The organism is Isoptericola maris, from assembly GCF_048065335.1.
In the GTDB taxonomy this organism is placed as follows: domain Bacteria; phylum Actinomycetota; class Actinomycetes; order Actinomycetales; family Cellulomonadaceae; genus Isoptericola; species Isoptericola rhizosphaerae.
Window position 1 is genome coordinate 123,833 of record NZ_JBLUNY010000004.1, and the last position, 22,716, is coordinate 146,548.

The following is a 22,716-nucleotide window of genomic DNA, read 5'->3' on the forward strand; positions in this document are numbered from 1 at the left end:
CGAGGAATCTCCCAGGTGACGCTGGCTACAGTGGCCCGGTGACCAGCGACACCCCCCAGAACAGCGCCGCGGCGGTCGACGACGCCGCCGGCCGCGCCGACGAGGCCATCCTCGGCGGTCCGCGCACCTACACCCTCGACGACCTCGTGCAGGGCACGGGCCTGTCCCGGGAGTTCGTCGAGTCGTACTGGCGCTGGCTCGGGCTGCCCGTCACGCGGGGGGACGAGGCGCGGTTCACGGCGGCGGACATGGAGTCCCTGCGGGAGATCGGCGCGCTGATCGAGGAGGGGCAGCTCGACGAGCAGGCGCAGATGACCCTCGTGCGCTCGCTGGGGCACACGGCCGACCGGCTCGCGCTGTGGCAGGTCGAGGCGTTCGTCGAGCACCTCGGCCGTCGGTTCGAGCTGGACGACGTGAGCGCGCGGCTCGCGGCGCTCGAGAGCATCCCGGGGTTCGCCGACATCCTCGCGCGTCAGCTCGAGCACGCGTGGCGTCGTCAGCTCGCGGCGCTCATGGGCAGGTTCGCCACCGAGTTCGGGGGATCGCAGGGCGCGCGCCCCGTGCCGGACGAGCTGCCCCTGCGGCGCGCGGTCGGCTTCGCCGACATCGTCTCGTTCACCAAGCGGACCGCCGGCCTGGGCTCGCAGGAGCTCTCGGAGTTCGTCCAGCAGTTCGAGGCCCGCGCCCGCGACGTGATCACCGAGGCGGGCGGCCGGGTCGTCAAGACCATCGGCGACGCCGTGCTGTTCGTGGCCGACGACGTCACCACCGGTGCGGAGTGCGCTCTCGGCCTCGCGGCGCCCCACGCCACGGAGCAGGAGATCCCCGTGCGGGTCGGTTTCGTGTGGGGCCGCGTACTGTCGCGGTTCGGCGACGTGTTCGGCCCGGACGTCAACCTGGCGTCACGCATCACCGAGCTCGCCGAGCCGGCCAGCGTCCTGGTGGACCCGCCGACGGCGGCGCTCCTGGCCTCCTCGTCGAGGTACGCGCTGACCGCTCAGGCGCCGCAGGAGGTCCAGGGCCTCGGCGAGATCACCCCGGTGCGCCTGCACCGCGCTTTCACGGCGTCCTGACCAGGGTGCCCTGACGGGACCGCGGGTCATACCGCCCGGTCGGCGGTCTTCCCGGCGTGCCCGCCCTGCAGGTTCTTCAACGCTCCCAGCGCCCCTGGCAGCAGCCTGAGCTGTGCTCGCCGCTCGGCGGCGAAGGTGCGCCGGTCGCCCGCCGACCACCGGCGGTCGAACAGTCGCTTCGCCGCCGCGAGCGCCTCGGGGCGGCGCTCGACGAACCGGGCGGCGAGGTCGTGGGCGTCGTCGTACGGCGTGGCCGACGCCGTGCCGGCGAGCCCGAGCGCGACCGCCTCGGTGCCGCTGACCTCGTCGGCGGTGAAGGTGAGCCGCTTGGCGGTCTCGATCCCGACGAGCTGGGTCAGCGAACGGATCCCCGTCATGTCCGGCACCAGCCCCCGCGCGGTCTCCATGACGCACCAGCGTGCGTCGGGCGTGGTGAGGCGCAGGTCGGCGGCGAGCGCGAGCTGGAGCCCTGCTCCGAGGACGGCGCCGTGCGTGGCCGCGATGACGGGGACGGGCAGACGTCGCCACGCCCAGCAGGCCTCCTGCAGCGGGTTCGTGCCGCGCCACGTCGGCACGAACGCGCGAGCGGTGCCGCGCGGGTCCCGGGCGGCGGACCCGAGGTCCATCCCGGCGCAGAAGGCCCGCCCCGCACCGGAGAGGACGACGGCACGCAGCGAGCGGTCGCGACGCAGTCGGCGAGCGGTGGCACCGAGGTCGTGCACCATGGCCAGCGACAGGCCGTTGAGCTTGTCCGGGCGGTCGAGACGGACGTCTGCGACGCCGTCGGTCACGGTGCAGGTCACGTGGCTCATGGCGGTCACCCTATGGCGTCGGGCGCCCGGCGGCCGTGGTGCGGGAGCCCGGCGAGCGGCGACGGTCCGCGCTCAGACGCGGACGACTCTCAGCGCGTCCAGCTCGGCCAGCGGCGAGAAGTCGTCGTCCTGGGTGACGACGGGCAGGTCGTTGGCCAGGGCGATCGAGGCGATCCAGAGGTCGTTGACGTTGATCCGGCGTCCCGACTCGGCGAGCCGCACGCGGAGGCGGGCCCAGTGTGACGCGGCGGCCGCGTCGACCGGCAGCAGCGCCAGCGGTGAGATCGCGTCGAGGGTGGTCAGCCTGCGCGCGCGGGTCTCCGAGCTCTTGGCCGCCAGGACTCCGGCCTGGAGCTCTGCCCGCGTGATCACCGAGACGAACGACTCCTCGGGGAGCGCGGTGCCGTCGAGCCGTCGACCGGACTCGGAAGCGATGAAGACGCTCGTGTCGAGCAGTCCTCGCGTTTCACCGGCGGTCACCGGACGGGACCGAGGTCGTCGGTCGTGTCCCCTGCCAGCTCGGCCAGCTCGCGGCGGAGGTCCGGATCGGCCTGGACCGTGCCGAGGATCTTGAGGAGCTCGGCACGCCGGAGCGAGCGCGGGCGGGTCGAGCTCACGGGCCCGATCTCGGCGACCGGGGTGCCGTGCTGCGTGACCGTGACGTGATCGCCGCCGGCGACCCGTCGCAGGATCTCCGACGTGTGGTTCCGCAGGTCGCGGCTGGCGATCGTGGTCATGTGCGCAAGCGTAGCACTTTGCGCACACCTGCTGACCGTCCATCCCGAGGAGCTGAGCGATAGCGTTCCGCACACCGACGGCGCTCGGTGGCAGCCCGGCCATGATCGAGATCGCCCGCCAGTCCCTGGGGGACGTCGTCCCGCTGCGGGTCGCGGATCTCGAGGATTGACCCGAGCTCAGGCGGCGCCGACGACGTCGGGGTCCAGCGGTTCCGGGTCAGGCTCGAGCAGGCCGGGGTCGTCGTTGCGGACGTTGCCGACGCGCGACCGGACCGGCCGGACGGCCATCGGCGTCTCCGTCGTGTCCAGGAGGCCGTAGGCCTCCTCGGCGCCGACGGCCGGGTCGAGCCAGGCGTCCCAGGCGGACCGGGGGAGGGTCGCGGGGGTGCGGTCGTGGATGCGCTCCAGGTCCCCGGTGGCGGCCCGGGTCACGATCGTGGCCGAGACCATCCAACGGTCAGGGTCGTCGTCCGCGCGGCTGCGGTCGCGCCAGAACTCGTAGAGGCCGGCGAAGGCCGCGACGCCGCCGTCGGCCGGGTGGATCCAGTAGGCCTGCTTCGGGACCTTCTTCGTGGTGGTCGGCAGGTCGAGCTTGCGCCACTCGTAGTAGCCGTCCGCCGGGACGAGGCAGCGGCGGACGCCGAGCGGCCGGGCGAACGCCGGCTTGTCGAGGAGCGTCTCGGAGCGGGCGTTGATCATGCGGGCACCGATGCTCGGGTCCTTCGCCCAGCCCGGGACGAGCCCCCACCGTGCCGCCTGGAGCGAGCGGGTGATCTCGCCCGACGTCGTGCTGCCGTCCGCGAGGCGCTCGCGGCGCGGGCGTTCGACGACGATCCGGACGTCGTCCGTCGGGGCGACGTTCCAGCGAGGGCCGAGCACGCGGGCGTCCTCGGCGATCTCGGCGATCGCGAGATCGTCGGCCAGCGCCTGGGAGTCGGTGAACGAGGCATACCTGCCGCACATGTGCCCATGGTGGCGCACGCCACCGACAACCGTCAGTCGCCCGGTGGTGAGCGGGCTCACCGACCCTTCCCGTCGCCCTTCTCAAATCGTTTCGATACGATGGCGGTCATGCCCGAGAACCCGACCCAGCCGCAGCGTGCGCGCTCGTCGTTCCGCTGGGTCGTCATGCTCGGGTCGCTCGCCGCGGTCCCGGCCTTCACGGTCGACATGTACCTGCCGTCGCTGCCGGAGGTCGCCGCCGACCTGGGCTCGAGCGCCTCGTTCGCCGCGCTGTCGGTCTCGATCATGCTCGTCGGCGGTGCGGCCGGGCAACTCGTCATCGGGCCCCTGTCGGACCGCTACGGCCGACGCCGTCCCCTCATGTGGGGGCTGGCGATGCACGTCGTCACCTCGCTGCTGTGCGCGTTCGCGCCGAATATCACGATGCTGGTCGCGCTGCGCCTGCTGCAGGGCTTCTTCAACGCCGCCTGCGGTGTCGCCGCGATGGCGATCGTGCGCGACCGGTTCGTCGGCTCCGAGGCCGCCCGCATCCTGTCGCGCCTCATGCTCATCATCGGCATCGCGCCGCTGCTCGCCCCGACGTTCGGCTCGCTGGTCGCGAGCGTCGCGTCCTGGCGCTGGGTCTTCGGGGTGCTCGCCATCATCGGCGTCACCATGGGCTTCGTCGTGTGGAAGTTCCTGCCCGAGACGCACCCGGTGTCGCGCCGCCGGGCCGGCGGGGCACGCACGGTCGTGGGCGGCTACCGCCACCTGCTGCGGGACAAGCACTTCATGGCGCTGGCACTGCTGCCCGGCCTCGGCATGGCCGTGCTGATGAGCTACGTCGTGACCTCGCCGTTCGTGTTCCAGGAGGTCTACGGGCTCAGCCACGCGCAGTTCTCCCTGCTGTTCGCCCTGAACGGCGTGGGCCTGGTCGGCTCGGCGCAGATCAACGCCGCCCTGGTACGCCGCGTGGCGCCGATCAGGATCCTGCGAGCGTCGCTGGTGCTCCAGGGCGTGGCGGCGGTGGCGCTCCTGGTCGTGGCGATCACCGGAGCCGGCGGGCTGGTGGGGCTGCTCGCTGCGCTCTGGGTGACCGTCGCGTTCACCGGCCTCATCCCGGCCAACGCCTCGGCCATCGCGCTGTCCCGGCACGGGGAGCGCGCGGGCACCGCCGCCGCGGTCATCGGCGCCGTGCAGTCCGGCGTCGCGGGCATCGTGTCGCCGCTGGCCGGGGCGCTCGGCGGCGACGCCGTCGCGATGACGGCCGTGATGCTGGGGGCCTGGACGTGCGCCATCGGCGTGCTGGCCATCGCCACCCCCGCGTTCCGGCGCGGTGGCTGGGTCCAGCTCACATAGCAGCACTTCACCCGGTCGCCCTCCAGGTTTCACCCGGGGTTGGGCCGGGCGACGCCCTGGCTCAGTGGTATGTGGCCATGCGCAGAACAGCGAAGTCCGCACACCTTGCCCGTACCGTCGCGGCCGGCACCGCCGCGACGTTCCTGCTCACCGTCGCCCTCGCGGCTGCCGGCACCGCGACCGCCGGGACGGCCGCGGCCGGCGACCGCCCCGGACCGGGTCGGCACCACCACGAGATCCCCGTCCTGGAGGGTCGAGCGACCCTCAGCGCCGACTTCCTCGCCGAGGGTCCGCCGTCGGGCGCCGACGCCTCGTCCGCGAACGGTCGGCAGGGTCCCTGGGACGGTCAGGTGATCCCGGGCTTCTCCGCGATGGTCGACAACGGGGACGGCACGTTCTGGGCCCAGCCGGACAACGGGTTCGGCACGCAGGACAACAGCGCCGACTTCCTGCTGCGCAGCTACCTGGTCGAGCCCGACTGGGACACGGGCACGCGGCGTTCCGGGTCGGGCGACATCGAGATCCTGGACCGCATCGACTACGACGACGCCGACCACGTGCTGGACTTCCCGATCGTCGGTGAGGACACCGAGGAGCGGCTGCTCACCGGGGCGGACTTCGACATCGAGTCGGTGGTCCGCGCGAAGGACGGTTCGTTCTGGGTCGGCGAGGAGTTCGGACCGTTCGTCCTGCACTTCGACGCGAGCGGAACGCTCCTCGAGGCCCCGATCCCGCTGCCCGGCGGGCTGCGGTCCCCGCAGAACCCGTACCTGGGCGACGGTGAGACGCCCGGCGTGCGCGCCAGCAGCGGCTTCGAGGCGATGAGCGCCTCGAAGAACGGCCGGTACCTGTACCCGGTCATCGAGAACGCGCTGGTCGGCGCCGAGGACGAGCGCCGCCGCGTCGTCTACGAGCTCGACACCCGTTCGGGCGAGTACACCGGCCGCACCTGGAGCTACCAGACGGACCTGCCGGGCAACGTGATCGGTGACTCGTTCACCGTGGGCAAGGACAGGTTCTGGTTCGTGGAGCGCGACAACTTCGACGGTGCGTCCTCGGTGACCAAGCGCGTGTACGAGGTGGACCTGCGCCGCACGGACGCCGAGGGCTTCGTGGCGAAGAAGCTCGTGCTGGACGCGCTCAAGATCGCCAACCCCCGCGGGATCGACGCGGGCGAGGGCTACGGCCTCGGGGAGAGGTTCGCGCTGCCGGTGCAGTCCTTCGAGACGGTTCTGCGCCTGCGCGACGGCCGGATCCTCATCGGCAACGACAACAACTACCCCGGCAACGACGCCCGCGTGCCGGGCACCCCGGACGACACGGAGATGGTCGTCGTCGACCTGCAGCGTCAGCGCACCCGGGACGACGGCGTCACCGTCGTCGGGCACCGCGGCGCGTCCGGGTACCGGCCCGAGCACACGCTCGCCGCCTACGAGCAGGCCATCCTGCAGTGCGCGGACTACATCGAGCCCGACGTCGTGGCAACGAAGGACGGGGTGCTCGTGGCGCGCCACGAGAACGAGATCGGAGGCACCACGGACGTCGCGGAGCACCCCGAGTTCGCCGACCGGCGCACCACCAGGACCATCGACGGCCGGGACGTCACGGGCTGGTTCACCGAGGACTTCACGCTGGCCGAGCTGCGGACCCTGCGGGCCGTCGAGCGGCTCGGCGACCTGCGCCCGGAGAGCGCCGTGTTCGACGGTCTCTACCAGGTGCCGACCCTCGACGAGGTGCTCGACCTCGCGCGTCGCTCCGAGACCTGCGACGGCCGGCAGGTGGGCGTCTACCCCGAGACCAAGCACCCGACGTACTTCGACTCGATCGGCCTGTCGCTCGAGGAGCCGCTGGTGGCCGAGCTGGAGGCGAACGACCTCGGTTCGCGGCGCGACCCGGTGATCCTGCAGTCGTTCGAGACCGGCAACCTGCGCGAGCTCGACGAGATGACCGACGTGTGCCACAGTCTTGCGAACATTCGGGCGTGGGTTTCCGCCGATGACCTGCACCGCCTCCGCAACGGGTTCCTCCTACGGGACGGACAACTGGACCGACCGCAACCGCTGCGAGGGCGGACCACTGAGCGTTAGGGGGTCCCGTCCGGCTCCGATGCCCTCTCCAGGCTTCGGACCGCTGCCAGGCGGTGGAGCTCAGACCGTCGGATGAGGAGTGCGGCAACGGGCGCCCGCGATCGCGCTGGCGGCGTGATGATTGGTCGTCATTCGCGCCCTTTGGTTCCTTCGCGCACCATCCGACGATGTTCGCCGCGGCCGGCGGCGTGCCCGCGTTGCGGGCGGAGTCGTTCAGTCGCGAGCGATGCGAAGGGCGACCCAGAGCGCGCACCTTCGGCAGATGTAGGCCGGTTCGCTCCCGAGTGCGTGGAGCGACCTTCGTGGCCGCTGGCGGCCGCAGCACGAGCATCGTTGCTGGGTGTCATCGGCCATGTCGCGATGGTGCCACGGGCCGGTGACCTTCGCGGGTCACAGGTAGCGGCAGACGTCCTCGGGGGAGCATGTGGCCGGGTCGCCGGTGGTGGCGTGCTCGCGCAGGATGGCGATCGTGGTGCGTAGCTGCGCGAGCTCGGCGAGCTGCCGGTCGATGACCGCGAGGCGGGTGTCGAGCAGGTCGGTGACGTGCTGGCAGGGGGCCTGGCCCCGGTCTCGGATGGCCAGCACCTGGCCGATCTGGGCCAGGGTCAGCCCGGCGGCTTGGCCCCGGCGGATGAAGTGCAGCCGGTCGAGCACCTCGGGGCCGTAGTCCCGGTACCCCGCCGGGCTGCGGTCGGGGTCGGGGAGGAGTCCGACGTCCTCGTAGTACCGCAGGGTCTTAGCTGTCGTGCCCGACGCCTGAGCCACCTCACCGATCCGCATGCCACTCATTCTGCCTTGACCTTCCAGTGCACTGGAAGGTCGATCCTGGTCCTGAGGCGCGGCAACAAGGGAGGACTCATGACGGCAACGGACAAGGGCAGGTCGTATGACCTGGCAGTGATCGGGTCCGGTGGGGCGGCGTTCGCGGCCGCGATCCGCGCCACCACCCTGGGCAAGCGGGTGGTGATGATCGAGCGCGGCACCATCGGCGGTACCTGCGTGAACACCGGGTGTGTGCCCTCCAAAGCCCTGCTCGCGGCCGCCGAGGCCCGCCACGTCACACTCGACGCCGCCCGGTTCCCCGGTCTGCCACTCCCCGACGCCCCACCGGTCGACATGCCCGCCATGGTCGCCGGCAAGGACAAGCTCGTCGGATCGCTGCGCAGCGAGAAGTACGCGGCCCTGGCCGCCGAGTACGGGTGGGCCCTCCACCCCGGCGAGGCCACCTTCGTCGGCACACCGACTGAGCCGGCACTCCGCGTGACCGGCCCGGACGGCACGGCGGAAACCGTCCGGGCCGCGCACCACCTCATCGCTACCGGCTCCACGCCCTGGGCGCCGCCGGTCCCCGGCCTGCAGGAGGCCGGTTATCTGACCTCGACGACCGCGATGGAGCTGGACCACGTCCCGGAGTCGCTGCTGGTCATCGGCGGCGGCTACGTCGCCATGGAGCAGGCCCAGCTCTTCTCCCGCCTCGGTGCCCAGGTCACCATGCTCGTCCGCTCACGGCTGGCCTCCCACGAGGAACCCGAGGCCGCCACCGCCCTGGAAGAAATCCTCGCCGACGAAGGCATCGAGATCATCCGCGGCGCGGTGCCCACCGCGGTGCGCCGCGACCCGGCCACCGGCGAGGTCACGGTCACCGCCACCACCGCCGACGGCTCACACGAGCTCCGCGCGGCCGAGCTCCTCGTTGCCACCGGCCGCCGCCCGGTCACCGGCACGCTCGGCCTCGACACCATCGGCGTGCGCGCCGGCAAGCGCGGCGAGGTCATCATCGACAGCCACCTGCGCACCACGAACCCGCGGATCTGGGCCGCGGGTGACGTCACCGCCCACCCGCAGTTCGTGTACGTCGCCGCGGCCCACGGCGCCCTGGTCGCCGACAACGCCCTCACCGGAGCCGGCCGGGAGGTCGACTACCGCCACCTGCCCCGGGTCGTGTTCACCAGCCCCGCCCTGGCCTCCGTCGGAATGACCGACCAGCAGGCCCGCACTGCCGGGATCCGCTGCGACAGCCGCGTCCTGCCCCTGGCGCACGTCCCGCGCGCCATCGTCAACCGTGACACCCGCGGGCTCATCAAGATCGTCACCGACGCCGACACCGGCCGCATCATCGGCATCACCGCCCTCGCCCAGGACGCCGGTGACCTCGCCGCCGCCGGCGTCTACATTCTCGAGGCCGGCATGACCACCGACCAGGTCGCCAACCTCTGGAGCCCCTACCTGACCATGGCCGAAGGCCTCAAACTCACCGCCCAAACCTTCACCACCGACATCACCAAACTCTCCTGCTGCGCAGCATGAACCCGCACAGGGATCCCTATACCGGAGCGTCGAGCCTGGCGACCTCTCTCGTTCGCTTTGGCTCCGTCAGAGACCGAACGCTCCTCCGCTGACGAGGATGACGATGCCGAGGCCGATCAGGACGATGGGGAACAGGATGTGTTCCCAGCGCTCGAGGACTTCAGCGATCGGCGGCCGGGTGGCAACGAACTTGGCGACTACGACCAGGACCGCGACGAGCGCGAGGAAGACGAGGCAGTAGGCGACCACTGCGATGGGTTCCACGCTGAGGAAGACGGGGACATAGACGCCGATGTTGTCTCCGCCGTTGGCGAAGGTGACTCCTGCGACGGTCCACGCGCTGACCTTCGTGCCCGTGACCTTGGCGTCATCGTCGTCATCGTCTCCGCGCCAGGCTTGCCATGCAGCCCAGAGACCGAGGGCCAGGGGGATGAGCCCGAAGTACGGGATAGCTGCTGAGGGCAGGAATGCTCCGGCTCCGATAGTCACCAGCACAGCGGCACCGAGGATGCAGGCGAACCCCACGTACTGGCCGACCAAGATGCGGGTGGTCGTCCCGCGTTGGCCCGCGCCGCGGGCGAAGAACAAGGAGAGCACGATGATGTCGTCGATGTTGGTCGCGATGAACAGGCCGATTGCCTGCAGGACCGCAGCCAGGATCACGCGCCCGCCTCTGCTGCGTCGCATCCGTGCACCGAGCAGGCAGGATCGATGCACGGGGCGTTCTCGTCAACCGCGAGGGTGACGTCAACCAGGGCGGTCAGCGCCTGCGTCAGGTGGGGATCGGCGATCTCGTAGCGCGTCTTGCGGCCCTCGGGTTCGGCAGCAACGATGCCGCAGTCGCGCAGGCACGCCAGATGATTGGACACGTTGGAGCGTGTGAGGTCCAGATCGCGGGCCAGCTCTGCCGGGTAGGCCGGCCGGTCGAGCAGCGTCAGGATGATCCGGGACCTGGTCGGGTCGGCCAGCGCGCGGCCCAACCGGTTCATCACGTCCAGGCGAGAAGCAATGGTCAGCATGCGCTGAACTATACAGCGAGGACTGAAGTGGTTTTACGCAGCCCGGAGTCGCTAAGCGTGCGAACGAGGCTGTGTCAGTTGGGGATCGACCCACGGGACGATTCGCCCGATCATCAGGGAACTCACGAAGCGGCGACAGAACCCCGCCACATAACGGCCAAGGCCACAACCGACGTGCGCCTCGCGCAGCTCGTCTCGGCGAGCGGCGCGCCGTACGACCTGGTCGCCGCAGGGGAGGACACGACGTACGAAGACCTGGTCACGCGGCGCGGCCTGCGGCAGATCTCCCGGTATGCGGACGGCATCGGTGCGGCCAAGGACGTGCTCGTCCCGCGGGAGGCCGACGGCACGCTCGGTGAGGCGACGGCGGTCGTCCGGGACGCCCACCGTGCCGGTCTGGAGGTTCACGCCTGGACGTTCCGCGCGGAGAACACCTTCCTGCCCGCCGAGCTCCGCTCGTCGGACGACCCGGCCGAGCACGGCGACCTCGCGGGTGAGATCCGCGCGTTCCTCGACGCCGGGGTGGACGGGCTCTTCACCGATCACCCGGACGTCGCCGTCGCGGCCCTGGACGGCCCCGCGGCCGGTGAGCGCCCCGGCCGCCCGGTGAAGGTGCCGTGAAAGGGTCGTTGTCCTGACACGCCCGGTAGGCCTGAATCCGGCGACCGGCTTAGGGTGACGGTGTGGAGAGCGCCAATCCCCGGCACGCAGGACCTCATGCCGGGCACAAGGTCCTGCGGTGGACGGCTCTCGGGCTGACGGGTGTCCTGGCCTTCGTCGGCTCAGGGGCGGTCGCGGGATACATCGACCTGCAGAACCAGATCGAGGTGTCCGACGTCGACTCCCTCCTGGGACGCGACGGCGACCCCGAGCCGCAGGCGGAGCCCCAGGAGCCGGAGGACCCGACCGACCCGTTCGCCGGCGAGTCCCTCAACATCCTGGTGATGGGGACCGACTTCCGCGACGCCGCCAACGCCGAGCTGGCCGGCTCCGGGGACGAGTTCCACTCGGACACCACGCTGGTGGTGCACATCAGCGGGGACCGCAGCCGGATCGAGACCATCTCCATCCCGCGTGACTCGCTGGTGGACATCCCGGCCTGCCCGCGTCCGGACGGCAGCACGACCTCGCCGCAGTACGGCGCCATGTTCAACTCCGCGTTCGCCCTCGGCGGCGGGCCGGAGCAGAACATCACGGGGGCGGCCGCCTGCACCATCCTCACCGTCGAGGCCCTGACGGGTCTGACCATCGACGACCACGTGGTCGTCAAGATGAACGGCGTGGTCGACATCGTCGACGCGATCGGCGGCGTCCCCATGTGCCTGCCGGAGCCGGTCGTGGGGGACAGCCGCTACAGCGATCTCGAACTCGCGGCCGGGCGGCAGGTGCTCGACGGCGAGACCGCCATCCAGTTCCTGCGGGTGCGCAAGGGCGAGGGCATGGGGCTCGAGCTCGGCAGCGACCTGCAGCGCATCGAGCGCCAGCAGGCGTTCATCGACTCGATGATGCGGGAGGTGCTCGCCCAGAACGTCATCACCGACACCCCGGCGCTGTACCGGATGGTCCAGGGTGCGCTGCGTGCCATCTCGACCAGTCCTGAGCTGGCCAGCCCTCGGGCGCTCGCGGGGCTCGCCTGGAGCGTGCGCAACGTGGACCCCGCGGACATCGTCTTCGAGTCGGTCCCGGTCGTCGACGCACCGTCCGACGCGAACCGCGTCGTGTGGACGGTGGAGGCGGCCGAGATGTGGGAGAAGTTCGCCGCCGACGAACCTCTGGTCGCCGAGCCGGAGCCGAGCACGTCCTCGTCGAGCAAGGGCGACGGCGGCGGGCAGGGCGACGAGGCCGAGGACGCCGAGGAAGTCAGCGTGGAGAAGTCCTCGCCGGCACCGTCGCCCAGCCCGTCGTTGCGCGAGGGCGTCTGCGCCTGAGGCGGTGGTTCAGCCCGGTGGGCCGGCCGGTGGCAGCACGCGGCGGGCCTGTTCCCGCAGCGCCGCGGTGACGCGGTCCAGCACGGTCGACCGCAGCCGCCACTGCTGGAGGTAGAGCGTGACGTCGACGGTCTCGGGCGCGAGGGGGACGACGTCGTCGTCCGGTGCGAGCACGTCGAAGCGTGCGCCGTCGCGGGGCAGCGGCCCCCACATGCCCCATCCCAGGCCGGCGCGGACGGCGGCGAGGAACTCGGCGGTGGAGGGCACGTGGTGGCGCGGAGGGTCGGGCACGTCGACGCCGGCCCGGTACGCGACGTCGCGCAACCAGCGGTCCTGCAGGTCGTCCGTGCGGGCGAAGACGACCATCGGCGCTGCGTCGAGCGCCTCCGCGGTGGCGCCGTCGGGGAACCAGCGGGACACGAAGCCCCGGGCGGCGGCCGGGCGGTAGCGGGTCACGCCGAGCGGCACCGAGGTGCAACCCTGGACAGGCTCGCGCTGCGAGGTCACGGCCGCCATGACGACTCCGGCCGGCAGGAGCTCGGCCGTGCGGTCCTGGTCGGCGACGTGCACGTCGAAGCAGACGCCGTCGACGGCCGAGAGCGCCGGCATGATCCAGGTCGCCAGCGAGTCGGCGTTGACCGCGATCGGCACGGTGACGGGCCGGCCGGTGTCGTCGTCGGCCGGGCCGAGCTCCGCCGCGGCCTCCGCGCCGAGCAGCTCGACCTGCCGGGCCAGGCGGAGCACGGTGCGGCCCGGTTCGGTCGGCACCGTGGGGCGCGTGCGGCGGACCAGCACGGTGCCCGTCGCGTTCTCGAGCGCCCGGACCCGTTGGCTCACGGCCGACGGGGTGACGTGCAGCGCCCGGGCCGCAGCCTCGAACGATCCTTCGGTGATGACGGCGGCGAGCGCCGCGAGCTGGCCCGAGTCCCATCGCATATCTGAAGTATCGCTTCATCAGGCGCAGAATGTTTCGCTGGACTTCATCGCGGCGCCTGCCTAGCGTCGGAGGAGTGCTCACCTTCCTCGCCGGGCTCGGCCTCGGTCTGTCGCTCATCGTCGCCATCGGCGCGCAGAACGCCTTCGTGCTGCGCCAGGGCGTGCGCCGTGAGCACGTGGGCGTGGTGGTGCTGGTGTGCGCGGTCTCGGACGCGCTGCTCTACGCCGCGGGTGGTGCAGGGCTGGGCGCCCTCGTCGAGCAGCACCCGGGGCTCGTCGAGGTGGCGCGCTGGGCTGGCGCTGCCGTCGTCCTCGGGTACGGCGCGCTCGCCGCCCGCCGGGCGTGGCGCGGCGGCGAGGAGCTCGAGGCGGTTGACGCCGTCCGGCCCGACGCCGGACGACGGCTGCGGCCGGTGCTGCTCACGGCGCTCGCCCTCACCTGGCTCAACCCGCACGTCTACCTGGACACGGTGGTGCTGCAGGGTTCGATCGCGGCCGGGTACGGCGACGACCGCTGGCTGTTCACGGGCGGCGCCGTGGTCTCCAGCGTGCTGTGGTTCGCCGGGCTCGGCTACGGGGCGCGGTACCTCGCGCCGCTGCTGCGCCGGCCGGGCGCCTGGCGGGTGGTCGACGGCGTGATCGCGCTCATCATGGTCGCGGTGGCGGCCTCGCTGGTGCTCGGCTGACCCCGAGGTGGTACCGCTCACGGCGAGGTGGTCGTCGGTACGGCCCGGCCCCGCTACCGCCCCAGCGCCGCGAGGCGCCCGACGGCGTCACGCAGCACCTCGGGACGCTTGACGAACGTGAACCGCACGCGCGAACGCAAGGCGTCGGCCGCCGTCGACCCCTCGCGGCAGAACGCCGAAACCGGGACGCCGACCACGCCGGCGAGCTCCGGCAGGCGCAGGCACAGGTCGTGGCCGTCCTCGAAGCCCAGCGGGGCGCCGTCGGCCACCACGAAGTACGTGCCACGCGGGACCACGACGTCGAAGCCCGCCGCCTCCAGGCCCTCGCACAGCAGGTCCCGGCGTGCGGCCAGCGACGCGGCGAGGGCGCGCGGCGTCTCGTCGTCCGCGAGGGCCAGCGCGATCGCCGGCTGGAACGCCGAGCCCGAGGTGTACGTCATGAACTGTTTGACGGTGCGCACGGCGGTGACGAGCTCGGCCGGGCCGTGCAACCAGCCCACCTTCCAGCCGGTGAGGCTGAACGTCTTGCCGGAGCTCGAGACCGTCAGCGTGCGCCCGGCCATGCCGGGCAGCGTCGCCATCGGGACGTGCTCCGCGTCGTCGTAGACCAGGTGCTCGTAGACCTCGTCGGTGAGGACGACGGCGTCGCGCTCGCGGGCGACGGCGGCCACCTGCTCGAGCTCGGTGCGCGTCAGCACGGTGCCGGTCGGGTTGTGCGGGGTGTTGACCAGGATCATGCGGGTGCGATCGGTGGCGGCCGCGCGCAGGGTGGCCGCGTCCAGGCGCAGGTCGACGGTCAGCGGGACCGGCACGTGCGTGGCACCGGCCATGGCGATCGCGGCGGCGTGGGAGTCGTAGAACGGCTCGAGGGTGATGACCTCGTCGCCGGGACCGGTCAGGGCCAGGATTGCGGCCGTCAGGGCCTCGGTCGCCCCGGTGGTGGCCAGGACCTCCGTGTCCGGATCGACGTCCAGGCCGTAGTGGCGCTGCTGGTGCTCGGCGATCGCGCGGCGCAGCTCGGGGACGCCGTCGCCGGGCGGGTACTGGTTGCGGCCCGCGTCGATGGCGGCCTTCGCGGCCTCCTTGACGTAGTCGGGACCGTCCACGTCGGGAAAGCCCTGGCCCAGGTTGATCGCGCCGGTACGGTTCGCCAGCACCGTCATCTCCGCGAAGATCGTCTGCCCGACGGTGCCGTCGGGCGCGAGCAGACCGGTCGCCGCGGCGACCTGGCGCCAGCGAGGGGTGGAGGTCATGCACCTGACACTACCGACCATGACCTCCGGCACTGGTGTTCCGTCGGCGCGCCGGGCGAGGGTGGCGGCGTGTCGTCGTTGCTGTGGGTGGGGCTGCTGATCGTTTGGGCCGTGTGAGCCGCGGCCCGGACGAACAGCCGTCTTTGCTCAGCCGGCCAGCAGGGCGTCGAGCTCGGCGTAGAACGCCGCGGGGTCGCCGGCGAGGGACGCCTTCACCATCGCGGTCCAGTCATCGACGATCACCTCGATCGAGCCGGCGGCCAGGCCGTCGAGCGACGTGCGCGGCACCTCACGCGGGTCGATCTTCGGCCCGTCGTAGCCGGCGGCGATGGCCGTGTCGGCCGCGCCGAGGAGCACGCCCTGGACGAGCGTGCCCTGACCGGCGAGCTCGAGGCGCACGCCGTTGGTCATGCTCCACTCCGCCGCCTTGGCGATGGCGTACGAGCCGGTGCCCGGTGCGACGAACCACGACAGTGCCGAGAGGACGTTCACGATCGCGCCCCCGCCGTTGGCGGCGAGGGCGGGGCGGAGCTCGCGGATCACGTCGAGCGTGCCCCACAGGTGCGTGTCCAGCTCGCGGCGCACGTCCGCGAGGTCGCCCGTGACGAGGGTGGCGCCGGTCGCGATGCCGGCGTTGTTGATCAGGAGGGTCACGTCCTGGGCCGCCGCGGCGGCCGCGGCGACGGACTCGTGGTCGAGCAGGTCGAGCCGCAGCGGCACCACCCGCGGGTCGTCGAGGTCGAGGCTCTCGGGACGACGGGCCGTCGCGTAGACCTTGCTGGCTCCACGCTCGAGCAGCTCCAGCACGAACTGGCGCCCGATGCCGCGGTTGGCTCCGGTGACGAGGGCGATCTGACCGGTGACGTCCATGGGTTCCCAGCTTTCTGCGTGCGGCATCTCAGGTTCGACCGGGTCGTGTCCGGCCCGGCGTCGGCTACGCTAAAACCTCACGTTGACGTCAAGGGCAAGTTTTGAGACCAGAATCACAGGAGGTGCGGATGCGCATCGGCGAGGTGGCGCACCAGGCGAGTGTCAGCACCAGAGCACTCCGCTACTACGAGGAGCAGGGCCTCCTCACCTCGGAGCGCACGGCCAGCGGCCAGCGCACCTACCCCGAGTCGGCCGTCGAACGGGTCCGGCTGATCCAGCAGTTCTTCGCCGCCGGTCTGCCCAGCCGCACCATCCTGCAGCTGCTGCCCTGCGTCGAGACCGGGCACGCCTCGCCCGAGCTCTTCGAGCTGCTGGCAGCCGAGCGTGACCGCATCACCGCCGCCATGGCGGACCTCACCGCCGCACGTGACGCGCTGGACCGCATGATCCACATCGCGAACCATCCGACGCCCGAGCACTGCCCAGCGCTGCGCGAGCCCGCCTGGGGTCCGTACGACGCGTCGGGTGCGACGGCGGTCGGCGTCGGCGGGGAGGCGGTCGGCCCGGGTGCGGCTGCGCCCACCGCCGTCTGAGCGCACCTGGGGCACCCGGGTCCACGATGCGGACGCGCGCGGTGTGTTCTCGATCATCGAGGGGGTCGGTGCGGGGACCACGGCGGAGGATCACGCCGCCGCGAGTTGTGAACAAGCATGTCGCCGCTGTGCCGTCGGTTGTCGGTGAAGTGGCAGCGGATCTGCACACGAGCACTCTGGCCCGGTGCAGGGCCGGGACTCCGGAACAGGCCGAGTGTGGGTCGGCGGCCTACTTCGTCTGGTTGGGGTGCCGCGTGTGGACCTGTTCGAGCCAGACCTGACCTGGTCTGCGGTCGGCAGGTGCGATCACCCAGTACCAGATCCGTGCCCCTCCGGGCAGCTCATACTGCCAGCGCTCGTGCTGCTTGCCGTCACGGTGGATGTATGCGAGATCGGCTTTCATCTCGTGGCAGCGTTCGGAGCGATCTCGTGGAGTCCTGGTGAGGTGGTCCCACGCCGTAGCCAGGGGGTTGAGCACGGTTGCCCTGAGGTCCTGCCAGCCTCGTTCGGCGTCGCGGCTAGCGAAGTAGAGGTCGTACTCGTTCTTGCGGGTGGGACGGGGGACGCGGCTCGCCTTGGCCACGGTCAGGCCACGGGACGATCGACGGTGCTCGGCTCGTCGAGCCACTCGGGCTCGACCCCGACCAGGCCGGCGGCGTAGGCCTCCGCGGTGGACTGCCAGGCGTGGATCGTGGTGGCCAGGTCTTCGAAGGCGGAGACGGCGGCGCAGGCACGCGCGACCTCGAGTAGTTCGGCGGCGAAGTCCTCGCGGTGCGGTTCGGGCAGGAACCGGATCCAGGGGAACGGTGCCTTGAGGCGCTCGGCGAAGCTGCCCGGCCACTCGCTGACGGCAACCGCGACGATCTGCGCAGCGAGCTGTAGGCCAGCGCGGCGCTGCTCGACGACGCTTGCGCGTTCCAGGACGAGGTCTTCACCGTCTCGGCGCGTGATGGTGACAGCGCCGCGGTCGGCGGCAGCCGCGACCGACTTGGAGTCGCGCGAGAGGTCAGAGAAGCGGGCGGTCTGGGTGAGCATGGTCAGATCGTATTCTGAATGTATTCAGAAGTCCAGGGTGCTGTGCACGAGGTGGCTGACCTGTCTCCCGGACGGACAGCTCGTCATCCGGCCCTCCGGCTCGCTGAGTCCGGGGTTCACACACGTCTCGGCTCGGATCCTCCCGATACCTCGGTGGCCGTGCGGTGCGCACACCTGGCGGAGGGCTGCCGGTGATCAGGGCGAGGCGGTGTGCGGACTCCCTGCGGTGCTGGCGGACGATATCCACGATGCGGACGCCGTGCGTGACCCGGTCAGGGAGGGGATCGGGGACGGTGCGGGGCCGATGGCCTGGCTGCAGCGCTCTGACCTGGGAAAACGCCCGATGAGGGTCGCGAGGACCACGGCGGGAGATCGCGCCGCCGAGAGTTGTCCACAGAGCGGCGGCAGGGCGGCGCATTCTTCGCTACTGTCGGCGACGCCTGGAAGGTCCGGATTACCCCCGAGGGAGAGGTCTGCCGGTGACCATCGACGTGCCCTTGCGCGACGATGCCACGAGCATCCTGCATCACGAGGTTCGCGAGCTGATCCGCCGCCGCGGCATCGACCCGGTCAGTGACCGTGCCGGCCTCGACCGGCTGGTGGCCGAGGCGGCCGCCGACTACGCCGAACGGGTGTCGCTCGGCGTCGTGCCTCCGCTGGCCGACACCTCCGCCTCGGTGCGGGCGGTGGCCGACGCGCTCGGTGGCCTCGGGCCGCTGCAGCCGTACCTCGATGATCCCGAGGTCGAGGAGATCTGGATCAACGCGCCCGCGCAGGTGTTCGTCGCCCGGCGGGGCGTCAGCGAGCTGACCACCACGCTCCTCACGTCCTCCCAGGTGCGCGACCTCGTCGAGCGCATGCTCACCTCCAGCGGCCGTCGCCTCGACCTCAGCAGCCCGTTCGTCGACGCGACGCTGCCGGGCGGAGAACGTCTGCACGTCGTGATCCCCGACGTCACGCGCGAGCACATGGCGGTCAACATCCGCAAGCACGTGGTGCGCGCCCATCACGTGGACCACATGACACGCCTCGGCGCGCTCACGCCCCACGCCGCGACGTTCCTCGACGCGGCGGTGCGGACAGGTCTGAACATCCTGGTCGCCGGGGCCACCCAGTCCGGCAAGACCACGATGCTCAACGCGCTCGCCGGATCGATCCCGGCAGGGCAGCGGGTGGTGTCCTGCGAGGAGGTGTTCGAGCTCCGGCTGCCGGTCCGCGACCACGTCGCGATGCAGTGCCGCCAGCCGAGCCTCGAGGGCACCGGCGAGATCCCGCTGCGGAGGCTCGTCAAGGAGTCGCTGCGGATGCGCCCCGACCGCATCATCATCGGTGAGGTGCGGGAGGCGGAGAGCCTCGACCTGCTCGTGGCGCTCAACGCAGGAATCCCCGGCGCCTGCACGATTCACGCGAACTCCGCGCGCGAGGCGATCACCAAGATGTGCACGCTGCCCCTGCTCGCCGGGGAGAACGTCTCCGAACGCTTCGTCACCCCCACCGTCGCCTCGGCCATCGACCTGGTGGTGCACCTCGGGGTCTCGGCGGACGGCGTCCGGCAGGTCCGCGAGATCGTCGCCGTGACCGGGCGCGTCGAGGAGAGCCGGGTCGAGACCGCGCAGATCTTCCAGCGTCGACCGGTCGCACTGGGTGGCGAGCTCGTCCGCGGTGACGGGTTCCCGCCGGGGGTGGAGCGCTTCCACCGTGCGGGGATCGACGTCAACGCGCTGCTGGCCGGTGAGTCCTGATGGGAGTGCTGATCGGCCTGGTCGCGGGCGTGGGCCTCGTGCTCGTCTGGCTTTCCTGCTGGGAGCCGACGACGTCCCGGGTGCGTCGCAGCAGGCGCAACCAGGTGCTGCAGGACGTCCTGGTCCAGGCCGGCGTGCCCCACGTCGGGCCGGGCGCTCTCTACGCGTTCAGCGCCGGCGTCGGCGTCATCGTGATGCTCGTCGGCCTCGCCCTGACCCGGTCCCCGGCCATCGCCTGCTGCTTCGCGCTCATGGCGGCCGCCGCGCCGGAGGTGCTGCTCCGTGTGCGGGCACGACGGCGGCGCGAGGGTCTGCGGGACGTCTGGCCGGACGCCGTCGACCACCTCGCCTCGGGTGTGCGTGCCGGGCTCTCGCTGCCGGAGGCGGTCGCACAGCTCGGTGAGCGCGGGCCCGCGGAGCTGCGCGAGCCGTTCGCTCGATTCGCCGCCGACTACCGCGCCACCGGGCGGTTCGGCGAGTGCTTGGACCTGCTCAAGGCGAGGCTCGCCGACCCGGTGGCCGACCGCATCATCGAGGCGCTGCGGCTCACCCGAGAGGTGGGCGGCACCGACCTCGGACGGCTGCTCAAGAGCCTCTCCGAGTTCCTGCGTGAGGACGCGCGCACGCGGGGCGAGCTCGAGGCGCGGCAGTCGTGGACCGTCAACGGTGCGCGCCTGGCCGCCGCCGGACCCTGGGTGGTCCTCGCGTTCCTCGCGACCCGACCCGAGACGGCACGGGCGTACGACTCGGCGGCCGGTGTGGCGGTGCTCGCGGCCGGGGCGGGATGCTCGGTGCTGGCCTACCAGCTCATGCGTCGGATCGGGCGGTTGCCCGAGGAGAGCCGGGTGCTGCGATGAGCCTCGCCGTCGCCGGGGCCCTGCTGGGGCTCCTCGGGGGAGTCGGCCTCCTGCTGGTGATCGCCGGGCTGCGGGGGCGGCGGATCACGCTGGACGAGCGCCTCGCCCCCGCTCTGCGTCCTCGCGACGCGTCCTCCGGACTTCTGCGCGACCACACGGTGCACAGTCCCTTCGGCGTGGTCGAGAAGCTCCTCGCACCCTGGGTGTCCGACGCCGCCCACTGGTTCGAACGGTTCGGCTCGACCCGTGAGGAGGTCCAGCGTCGGCTCGACCGCGCGGGCCGGGCCGAGACCGTGGAGCAGTTCCGTTCCCGCCAGCTCGTCTGGACGGTCCTCGGGCTCGTCACGGGCCTGGCCTCGGCGGTGCTTCTCGCAGCCACCCGCGGTTCGGCGGTGATCCCGCTCGTCGCTCTCGTGCTCCTGGCGGGAACGCTCGGCTTCGTCGCCTGCGATCGGCGGCTCAGCACGCTCGCCCAGCAGCGCGAGGAACGGATGCTCGCCGAGTTCCCGACGGTGGCGGAGCTGCTGGCGCTCGCCGTCACCGCGGGAGAGGGCCCCATGCCCGCCCTCGAACGGGTCGCCTCCACGGCCCGGGGCGAGCTCTCCACCGAGATCTCCACGATGCTCGCCGACGTCCGTGCCGGGGCACCCATTGCCGCGGCGCTGACAGCGATGGCAGACCGCACCAACCTGCCGTCGCTGACGCGGTTCGCCGAGGGGGTCGCCGTGGCACTCGAGCGCGGCACCCCGCTGGCCGACGTGCTGCGCGCCCAGGCGCAGGACGTCCGTGAGTCGGGCCGTCGCGCCCTGATGGAGGCCGGCGGCAAGAAGGAGGTCGTGATGCTCGTGCCCGTCGTCTTCCTCATCCTGCCCATCACCGTCGTCTTCGCCGTCTTCCCGTCCCTGGCCACCCTGCAGATAGGCCTCTGACCCACCGAAAGGCTGACCATGTCGCACGAAAACTCTGCCCGCCGACCGCTCGAGGCAAAACTGCGCCCGGTCCGGCGACCGGCGGCCGACGACCCTGAACGGGGTGACGTCCCCGGCTGGGTCCTCGTGACGCTGATGACCGCAGGGCTCGTCGTCGCGCTGTGGGCGTTGGCCGGGCCGCTGCTCGAGAGCGCGTTCACCGATGCGATCCAGAGTGTCACCGGGCGCTGACACCGTGACGGCCGGTTCGGGGGTCGAGCCCTCGTCCGCGACGGACGGCGAGCGAGGGTCGGCGGTCGCCGAGTTCGCGATGATCTCCGCGCTGCTGCTCGCCCTGTTCCTCGGCGTGGTCCAGGTGACCCTCGCGCTGCACGTCCGTGCACTGACGATCGACGCCGCGGCCGAGGGGGCGCGGGTGGCGGCTCGCGCAGACCGTGACCTCGCCTCGGGCGCACAGCGGACCCGGGATCTGCTGTCGGCTTCTCTCGGCAGCCGGTATGCGGACCAGGTGGTCGCACGGGACACCGTGCAAGAGGGCCTCGCCGTCGTCGAGGTGACGGTGCGCGCGCCGCTGCCGGTGGTCGGGGTGCTGGGACCGTCGGGGGCGATGACCGTCTCCGGCCACGCCCTGGAGGAGGCGGCATGACCGAGCGACGCGACCCCGAGTCTGGTGCAGCCGTGGTGGAGTTCCTGGGCGTCAGCGTGCTCCTCCTGGTGCCGCTGGTCTACCTCGTCGTGGCCCTGGCCCAGGTGCATGCCGCGGCGTTCGCGGTCGAGGGTGCGGCTCGTGAGGCGTCGAGGGCGGTGGTCACCGCCGACTCGTCGTCCGAGGGCGCGGCGCGAGCGGCGGCCGCGACCCGCCTCGCGCTGGGCGATCAGGGCTTCGACGTGGACGGCGCGGAGCTGCTGACGGTGGAGTGCTCCGCCGACCCGTGCCTGACGCCGGGCGCGACGATCGGCGTCTCCGTGCGCTACGAGGTGCCGTTGCCCCTCGTGCCCGCCGGGCTGCGCGGATGGGTGCCGCTGGCGGTCCCGGTCGAGGCGGCTCACGTGGCGCCTGTCGAGGAGCATGTGGCGGTGCGGCCATGACCGGGGCGCGGGAGGATGGGCGCATCATGCTGCTCACGGCAGGGTTCGTCGCCGTCGGGCTGATGCTGGTCGGGATGGTGGCTTCCGCGGCGTCGGTGCACCTCGACCGCAAGCACCTGTTCGACCTCGCCGACTCCCTGGCCGTCGCCGGTGCCGACTCGATGCGCGAGGCCACCTACTACGACCTCGAGAACGTGGGCAAGCCCGGGGCAGCCGGCACACTGACGTTGTCCGACGGCGACGTCCGGCGCGCGGTGGGGGAGCACCTCGCGCGTCAGCCGGCTTCGACGTCGCCCGGTCTGCGGGACGTCCAGGTCGTCGAGGCGGTCAGCCCGGACGGACGTGGCGCGCGTGTGAGCCTGGTGGCGAGGTCGCATCCGCCGCTGATCCGGTGGTTCACCGATTCGTTCGGTGGCGGCATCACGGTGACCGCGACGGCGGCCGCGCGAGCCGGATAGTCGA

Annotated in this window: 27 protein-coding genes; 15 read left to right on the forward strand and 12 right to left on the reverse strand. The window is 71.9% G+C overall.

Features of this window, described 5'->3' with window-relative positions:
* Positions 1-38 precede the first annotated feature (38 nt).
* Positions 39-1,073, forward strand: coding sequence for an adenylate/guanylate cyclase domain-containing protein (locus ACH5HR_RS08485; RefSeq protein WP_402376084.1), 1,035 nt, complete (start codon positions 39-41; stop codon positions 1,071-1,073).
* 26 nt (positions 1,074-1,099) lie between these two features.
* Here the strand turns inward: ACH5HR_RS08485 and ACH5HR_RS08490 are convergent, their stop codons facing one another.
* The 4 genes from ACH5HR_RS08490 to ACH5HR_RS08505 form a co-directional block, all read right to left on the reverse strand.
* Entirely contained in the window at positions 1,100-1,885 is a 786-nt protein-coding gene (locus ACH5HR_RS08490; RefSeq protein ID WP_416477365.1) for a crotonase/enoyl-CoA hydratase family protein, read from the reverse strand.
* 72 nt (positions 1,886-1,957) lie between these two features.
* The gene (locus ACH5HR_RS08495; RefSeq protein WP_416477367.1) at positions 1,958-2,365 is read right to left on the reverse strand and encodes a type II toxin-antitoxin system VapC family toxin; all 408 of its coding nucleotides are present in this window, start codon (positions 2,363-2,365) and stop codon (positions 1,958-1,960) included.
* Complete coding sequence (locus ACH5HR_RS08500; RefSeq protein ID WP_402376092.1) at positions 2,362-2,622, reverse strand: type II toxin-antitoxin system Phd/YefM family antitoxin; 261 nt, start codon at positions 2,620-2,622, stop codon at positions 2,362-2,364. The genes ACH5HR_RS08495 and ACH5HR_RS08500 overlap by 4 nt, the downstream gene beginning before the upstream one ends.
* Before the next feature lie 177 nt (positions 2,623-2,799).
* Positions 2,800-3,585 (reverse strand): SOS response-associated peptidase, encoded by a 786-nt coding sequence (locus ACH5HR_RS08505; protein ID WP_416477369.1) that lies wholly within the window; start codon positions 3,583-3,585, stop codon positions 2,800-2,802.
* A gap of 108 nt (positions 3,586-3,693) precedes the next feature.
* Between ACH5HR_RS08505 and ACH5HR_RS08510 the strand changes: the two genes are divergently transcribed.
* Together ACH5HR_RS08510 and ACH5HR_RS08515 are read left to right on the forward strand one after the other, a co-directional pair.
* Positions 3,694-4,923 carry a multidrug effflux MFS transporter gene (locus tag ACH5HR_RS08510; RefSeq protein ID WP_402376096.1) on the forward strand — a complete coding sequence of 410 codons (1,230 nt, stop codon included), beginning with the start codon at positions 3,694-3,696 and terminating at the stop codon, positions 4,921-4,923.
* Positions 4,924-5,000: 77 nt separating this feature from the next.
* Positions 5,001-7,010, forward strand: coding sequence for an esterase-like activity of phytase family protein (locus ACH5HR_RS08515; protein ID WP_416477371.1), 2,010 nt, complete (start codon positions 5,001-5,003; stop codon positions 7,008-7,010).
* A 390-nt stretch (positions 7,011-7,400) separates the two neighbouring features.
* Here the strand turns inward: ACH5HR_RS08515 and ACH5HR_RS08520 are convergent, their stop codons facing one another.
* Positions 7,401-7,790, reverse strand: a complete 390-nt coding sequence (locus tag ACH5HR_RS08520) for a heavy metal-responsive transcriptional regulator (protein ID WP_028708020.1) — start codon at positions 7,788-7,790, stop codon at positions 7,401-7,403.
* A gap of 78 nt (positions 7,791-7,868) precedes the next feature.
* On the opposite strand from ACH5HR_RS08520, the gene merA reads away from it, so the two are divergent.
* The gene (merA, locus tag ACH5HR_RS08525; protein ID WP_030153508.1) at positions 7,869-9,317 is read left to right on the forward strand and encodes a mercury(II) reductase; all 1,449 of its coding nucleotides are present in this window, start codon (positions 7,869-7,871) and stop codon (positions 9,315-9,317) included.
* Between the two features lie 66 nt (positions 9,318-9,383).
* On the opposite strand, the gene ACH5HR_RS08530 is transcribed toward merA, so the two are convergent.
* On the reverse strand, positions 9,384-9,980 hold the full coding sequence (locus tag ACH5HR_RS08530; RefSeq protein WP_030153505.1) for a cadmium resistance transporter: 597 nt from the start codon (positions 9,978-9,980) through the stop codon (positions 9,384-9,386).
* Positions 9,977-10,336 (reverse strand): Cd(II)/Pb(II)-sensing metalloregulatory transcriptional regulator CmtR, encoded by a 360-nt coding sequence (gene cmtR / locus ACH5HR_RS08535; protein WP_028708027.1) that lies wholly within the window; start codon positions 10,334-10,336, stop codon positions 9,977-9,979. The genes ACH5HR_RS08530 and cmtR overlap by 4 nt, the downstream gene beginning before the upstream one ends.
* 174 nt (positions 10,337-10,510) lie before the next feature.
* Here cmtR and ACH5HR_RS08540 point away from each other — a divergent pair, with 174 nt between their 5' ends.
* Positions 10,511-10,957, forward strand: a complete 447-nt coding sequence (locus ACH5HR_RS08540) for a glycerophosphodiester phosphodiesterase family protein (RefSeq protein WP_416477374.1) — start codon at positions 10,511-10,513, stop codon at positions 10,955-10,957.
* Positions 10,958-11,019: 62 nt separating this feature from the next.
* Positions 11,020-12,264 carry an LCP family protein gene (locus ACH5HR_RS08545; protein ID WP_416477376.1) on the forward strand — a complete coding sequence of 415 codons (1,245 nt, stop codon included), beginning with the start codon at positions 11,020-11,022 and terminating at the stop codon, positions 12,262-12,264.
* A 9-nt stretch (positions 12,265-12,273) separates the two neighbouring features.
* Here the strand turns inward: ACH5HR_RS08545 and ACH5HR_RS08550 are convergent, their stop codons facing one another.
* The gene (locus tag ACH5HR_RS08550; RefSeq protein ID WP_416477378.1) at positions 12,274-13,200 is read right to left on the reverse strand and encodes a LysR family transcriptional regulator ArgP; all 927 of its coding nucleotides are present in this window, start codon (positions 13,198-13,200) and stop codon (positions 12,274-12,276) included.
* A 74-nt stretch (positions 13,201-13,274) separates the two neighbouring features.
* Here ACH5HR_RS08550 and ACH5HR_RS08555 point away from each other — a divergent pair, with 74 nt between their 5' ends.
* Positions 13,275-13,886: a LysE/ArgO family amino acid transporter gene (locus ACH5HR_RS08555; protein ID WP_416477379.1), complete on the forward strand. Its 612-nt coding sequence runs from the start codon at positions 13,275-13,277 to the stop codon at positions 13,884-13,886.
* A gap of 53 nt (positions 13,887-13,939) precedes the next feature.
* Here ACH5HR_RS08555 and ACH5HR_RS08560 read toward each other — a convergent pair whose 3' ends face one another.
* Together ACH5HR_RS08560 and ACH5HR_RS08565 are read right to left on the reverse strand one after the other, a co-directional pair.
* Positions 13,940-15,139, reverse strand: a complete 1,200-nt coding sequence (locus ACH5HR_RS08560; protein ID WP_416477381.1) for a pyridoxal phosphate-dependent aminotransferase — start codon at positions 15,137-15,139, stop codon at positions 13,940-13,942.
* Positions 15,140-15,286: 147 nt separating this feature from the next.
* The gene (locus ACH5HR_RS08565; protein WP_416477383.1) at positions 15,287-16,009 is read right to left on the reverse strand and encodes an SDR family oxidoreductase; all 723 of its coding nucleotides are present in this window, start codon (positions 16,007-16,009) and stop codon (positions 15,287-15,289) included.
* 128 nt (positions 16,010-16,137) lie between these two features.
* Here ACH5HR_RS08565 and ACH5HR_RS08570 point away from each other — a divergent pair, with 128 nt between their 5' ends.
* Positions 16,138-16,602: a MerR family transcriptional regulator gene (locus ACH5HR_RS08570; protein WP_416477384.1), complete on the forward strand. Its 465-nt coding sequence runs from the start codon at positions 16,138-16,140 to the stop codon at positions 16,600-16,602.
* A 229-nt stretch (positions 16,603-16,831) separates the two neighbouring features.
* Here ACH5HR_RS08570 and ACH5HR_RS08575 read toward each other — a convergent pair whose 3' ends face one another.
* Together ACH5HR_RS08575 and ACH5HR_RS08580 are read right to left on the reverse strand one after the other, a co-directional pair.
* A complete protein-coding gene (locus ACH5HR_RS08575; protein ID WP_416477386.1) occupies positions 16,832-17,185 on the reverse strand; it encodes a hypothetical protein in 354 nt (117 codons plus the stop codon).
* 2 nt (positions 17,186-17,187) lie between these two features.
* Entirely contained in the window at positions 17,188-17,637 is a 450-nt protein-coding gene (locus tag ACH5HR_RS08580; RefSeq protein ID WP_416477388.1) for a type II toxin-antitoxin system Phd/YefM family antitoxin, read from the reverse strand.
* Between the two features lie 479 nt (positions 17,638-18,116).
* On the opposite strand from ACH5HR_RS08580, the gene ACH5HR_RS08585 reads away from it, so the two are divergent.
* The 7 genes from ACH5HR_RS08585 to ACH5HR_RS08615 are packed head-to-tail and all read left to right on the forward strand — an operon-like array spanning position 18,117 to position 22,712.
* On the forward strand, positions 18,117-19,379 hold the full coding sequence (locus ACH5HR_RS08585; protein WP_416477389.1) for a TadA family conjugal transfer-associated ATPase: 1,263 nt from the start codon (positions 18,117-18,119) through the stop codon (positions 19,377-19,379).
* Complete coding sequence (locus tag ACH5HR_RS08590) at positions 19,379-20,236, forward strand: type II secretion system F family protein (protein ID WP_402376126.1); 858 nt, start codon at positions 19,379-19,381, stop codon at positions 20,234-20,236. The genes ACH5HR_RS08585 and ACH5HR_RS08590 overlap by 1 nt, the downstream gene beginning before the upstream one ends.
* A complete protein-coding gene (locus tag ACH5HR_RS08595; protein ID WP_402376128.1) occupies positions 20,233-21,165 on the forward strand; it encodes a type II secretion system F family protein in 933 nt (310 codons plus the stop codon). The genes ACH5HR_RS08590 and ACH5HR_RS08595 overlap by 4 nt, the downstream gene beginning before the upstream one ends.
* An 18-nt stretch (positions 21,166-21,183) precedes the next feature.
* The gene (locus tag ACH5HR_RS08600) at positions 21,184-21,396 is read left to right on the forward strand and encodes a hypothetical protein (RefSeq protein ID WP_402376130.1); all 213 of its coding nucleotides are present in this window, start codon (positions 21,184-21,186) and stop codon (positions 21,394-21,396) included.
* A gap of 4 nt (positions 21,397-21,400) precedes the next feature.
* Positions 21,401-21,811: a TadE family protein gene (locus tag ACH5HR_RS08605; RefSeq protein ID WP_402376132.1), complete on the forward strand. Its 411-nt coding sequence runs from the start codon at positions 21,401-21,403 to the stop codon at positions 21,809-21,811.
* Complete coding sequence (locus ACH5HR_RS08610; RefSeq protein WP_416477391.1) at positions 21,808-22,254, forward strand: pilus assembly protein; 447 nt, start codon at positions 21,808-21,810, stop codon at positions 22,252-22,254. The genes ACH5HR_RS08605 and ACH5HR_RS08610 overlap by 4 nt, the downstream gene beginning before the upstream one ends.
* A 26-nt stretch (positions 22,255-22,280) precedes the next feature.
* Positions 22,281-22,712 carry a hypothetical protein gene (locus ACH5HR_RS08615; protein WP_416477393.1) on the forward strand — a complete coding sequence of 144 codons (432 nt, stop codon included), beginning with the start codon at positions 22,281-22,283 and terminating at the stop codon, positions 22,710-22,712.
* Positions 22,713-22,716 lie beyond the last annotated feature (4 nt).

Excerpts from the sequence above, each read along its gene's own strand:
- ACH5HR_RS08490 (WP_416477365.1), bottom strand. The coding sequence starts at position 1,885 with ATGAGCCACGTGACCTGCACCGTGACCGACGGCGTCGCAGACGTCCGT.
- ACH5HR_RS08500 (WP_402376092.1), bottom strand. The coding sequence starts at position 2,622 with ATGACCACGATCGCCAGCCGCGACCTGCGGAACCACACGTCGGAGATC.
- ACH5HR_RS08505 (WP_416477369.1), bottom strand. The coding sequence starts at position 3,585 with ATGTGCGGCAGGTATGCCTCGTTCACCGACTCCCAGGCGCTGGCCGAC.
- ACH5HR_RS08510 (WP_402376096.1), top strand. The coding sequence starts at position 3,694 with ATGCCCGAGAACCCGACCCAGCCGCAGCGTGCGCGCTCGTCGTTCCGC.
- ACH5HR_RS08515 (WP_416477371.1), top strand. The coding sequence starts at position 5,001 with ATGCGCAGAACAGCGAAGTCCGCACACCTTGCCCGTACCGTCGCGGCC.
- ACH5HR_RS08520 (WP_028708020.1), bottom strand. The coding sequence starts at position 7,790 with ATGCGGATCGGTGAGGTGGCTCAGGCGTCGGGCACGACAGCTAAGACC.
- merA (WP_030153508.1), top strand. The coding sequence starts at position 7,869 with ATGACGGCAACGGACAAGGGCAGGTCGTATGACCTGGCAGTGATCGGG.
- cmtR (WP_028708027.1), bottom strand. The coding sequence starts at position 10,336 with ATGCTGACCATTGCTTCTCGCCTGGACGTGATGAACCGGTTGGGCCGC.
- ACH5HR_RS08550 (WP_416477378.1), bottom strand. The coding sequence starts at position 13,200 with ATGCGATGGGACTCGGGCCAGCTCGCGGCGCTCGCCGCCGTCATCACC.
- ACH5HR_RS08560 (WP_416477381.1), bottom strand. The coding sequence starts at position 15,139 with ATGACCTCCACCCCTCGCTGGCGCCAGGTCGCCGCGGCGACCGGTCTG.
- ACH5HR_RS08565 (WP_416477383.1), bottom strand. The coding sequence starts at position 16,009 with ATGGACGTCACCGGTCAGATCGCCCTCGTCACCGGAGCCAACCGCGGC.
- ACH5HR_RS08570 (WP_416477384.1), top strand. The coding sequence starts at position 16,138 with ATGCGCATCGGCGAGGTGGCGCACCAGGCGAGTGTCAGCACCAGAGCA.
- ACH5HR_RS08580 (WP_416477388.1), bottom strand. The coding sequence starts at position 17,637 with ATGCTCACCCAGACCGCCCGCTTCTCTGACCTCTCGCGCGACTCCAAG.
- ACH5HR_RS08590 (WP_402376126.1), top strand. The coding sequence starts at position 19,379 with ATGGGAGTGCTGATCGGCCTGGTCGCGGGCGTGGGCCTCGTGCTCGTC.
- ACH5HR_RS08595 (WP_402376128.1), top strand. The coding sequence starts at position 20,233 with ATGAGCCTCGCCGTCGCCGGGGCCCTGCTGGGGCTCCTCGGGGGAGTC.
- ACH5HR_RS08600 (WP_402376130.1), top strand. The coding sequence starts at position 21,184 with ATGTCGCACGAAAACTCTGCCCGCCGACCGCTCGAGGCAAAACTGCGC.
- ACH5HR_RS08610 (WP_416477391.1), top strand. The coding sequence starts at position 21,808 with ATGACCGAGCGACGCGACCCCGAGTCTGGTGCAGCCGTGGTGGAGTTC.
- ACH5HR_RS08615 (WP_416477393.1), top strand. The coding sequence starts at position 22,281 with ATGCTGCTCACGGCAGGGTTCGTCGCCGTCGGGCTGATGCTGGTCGGG.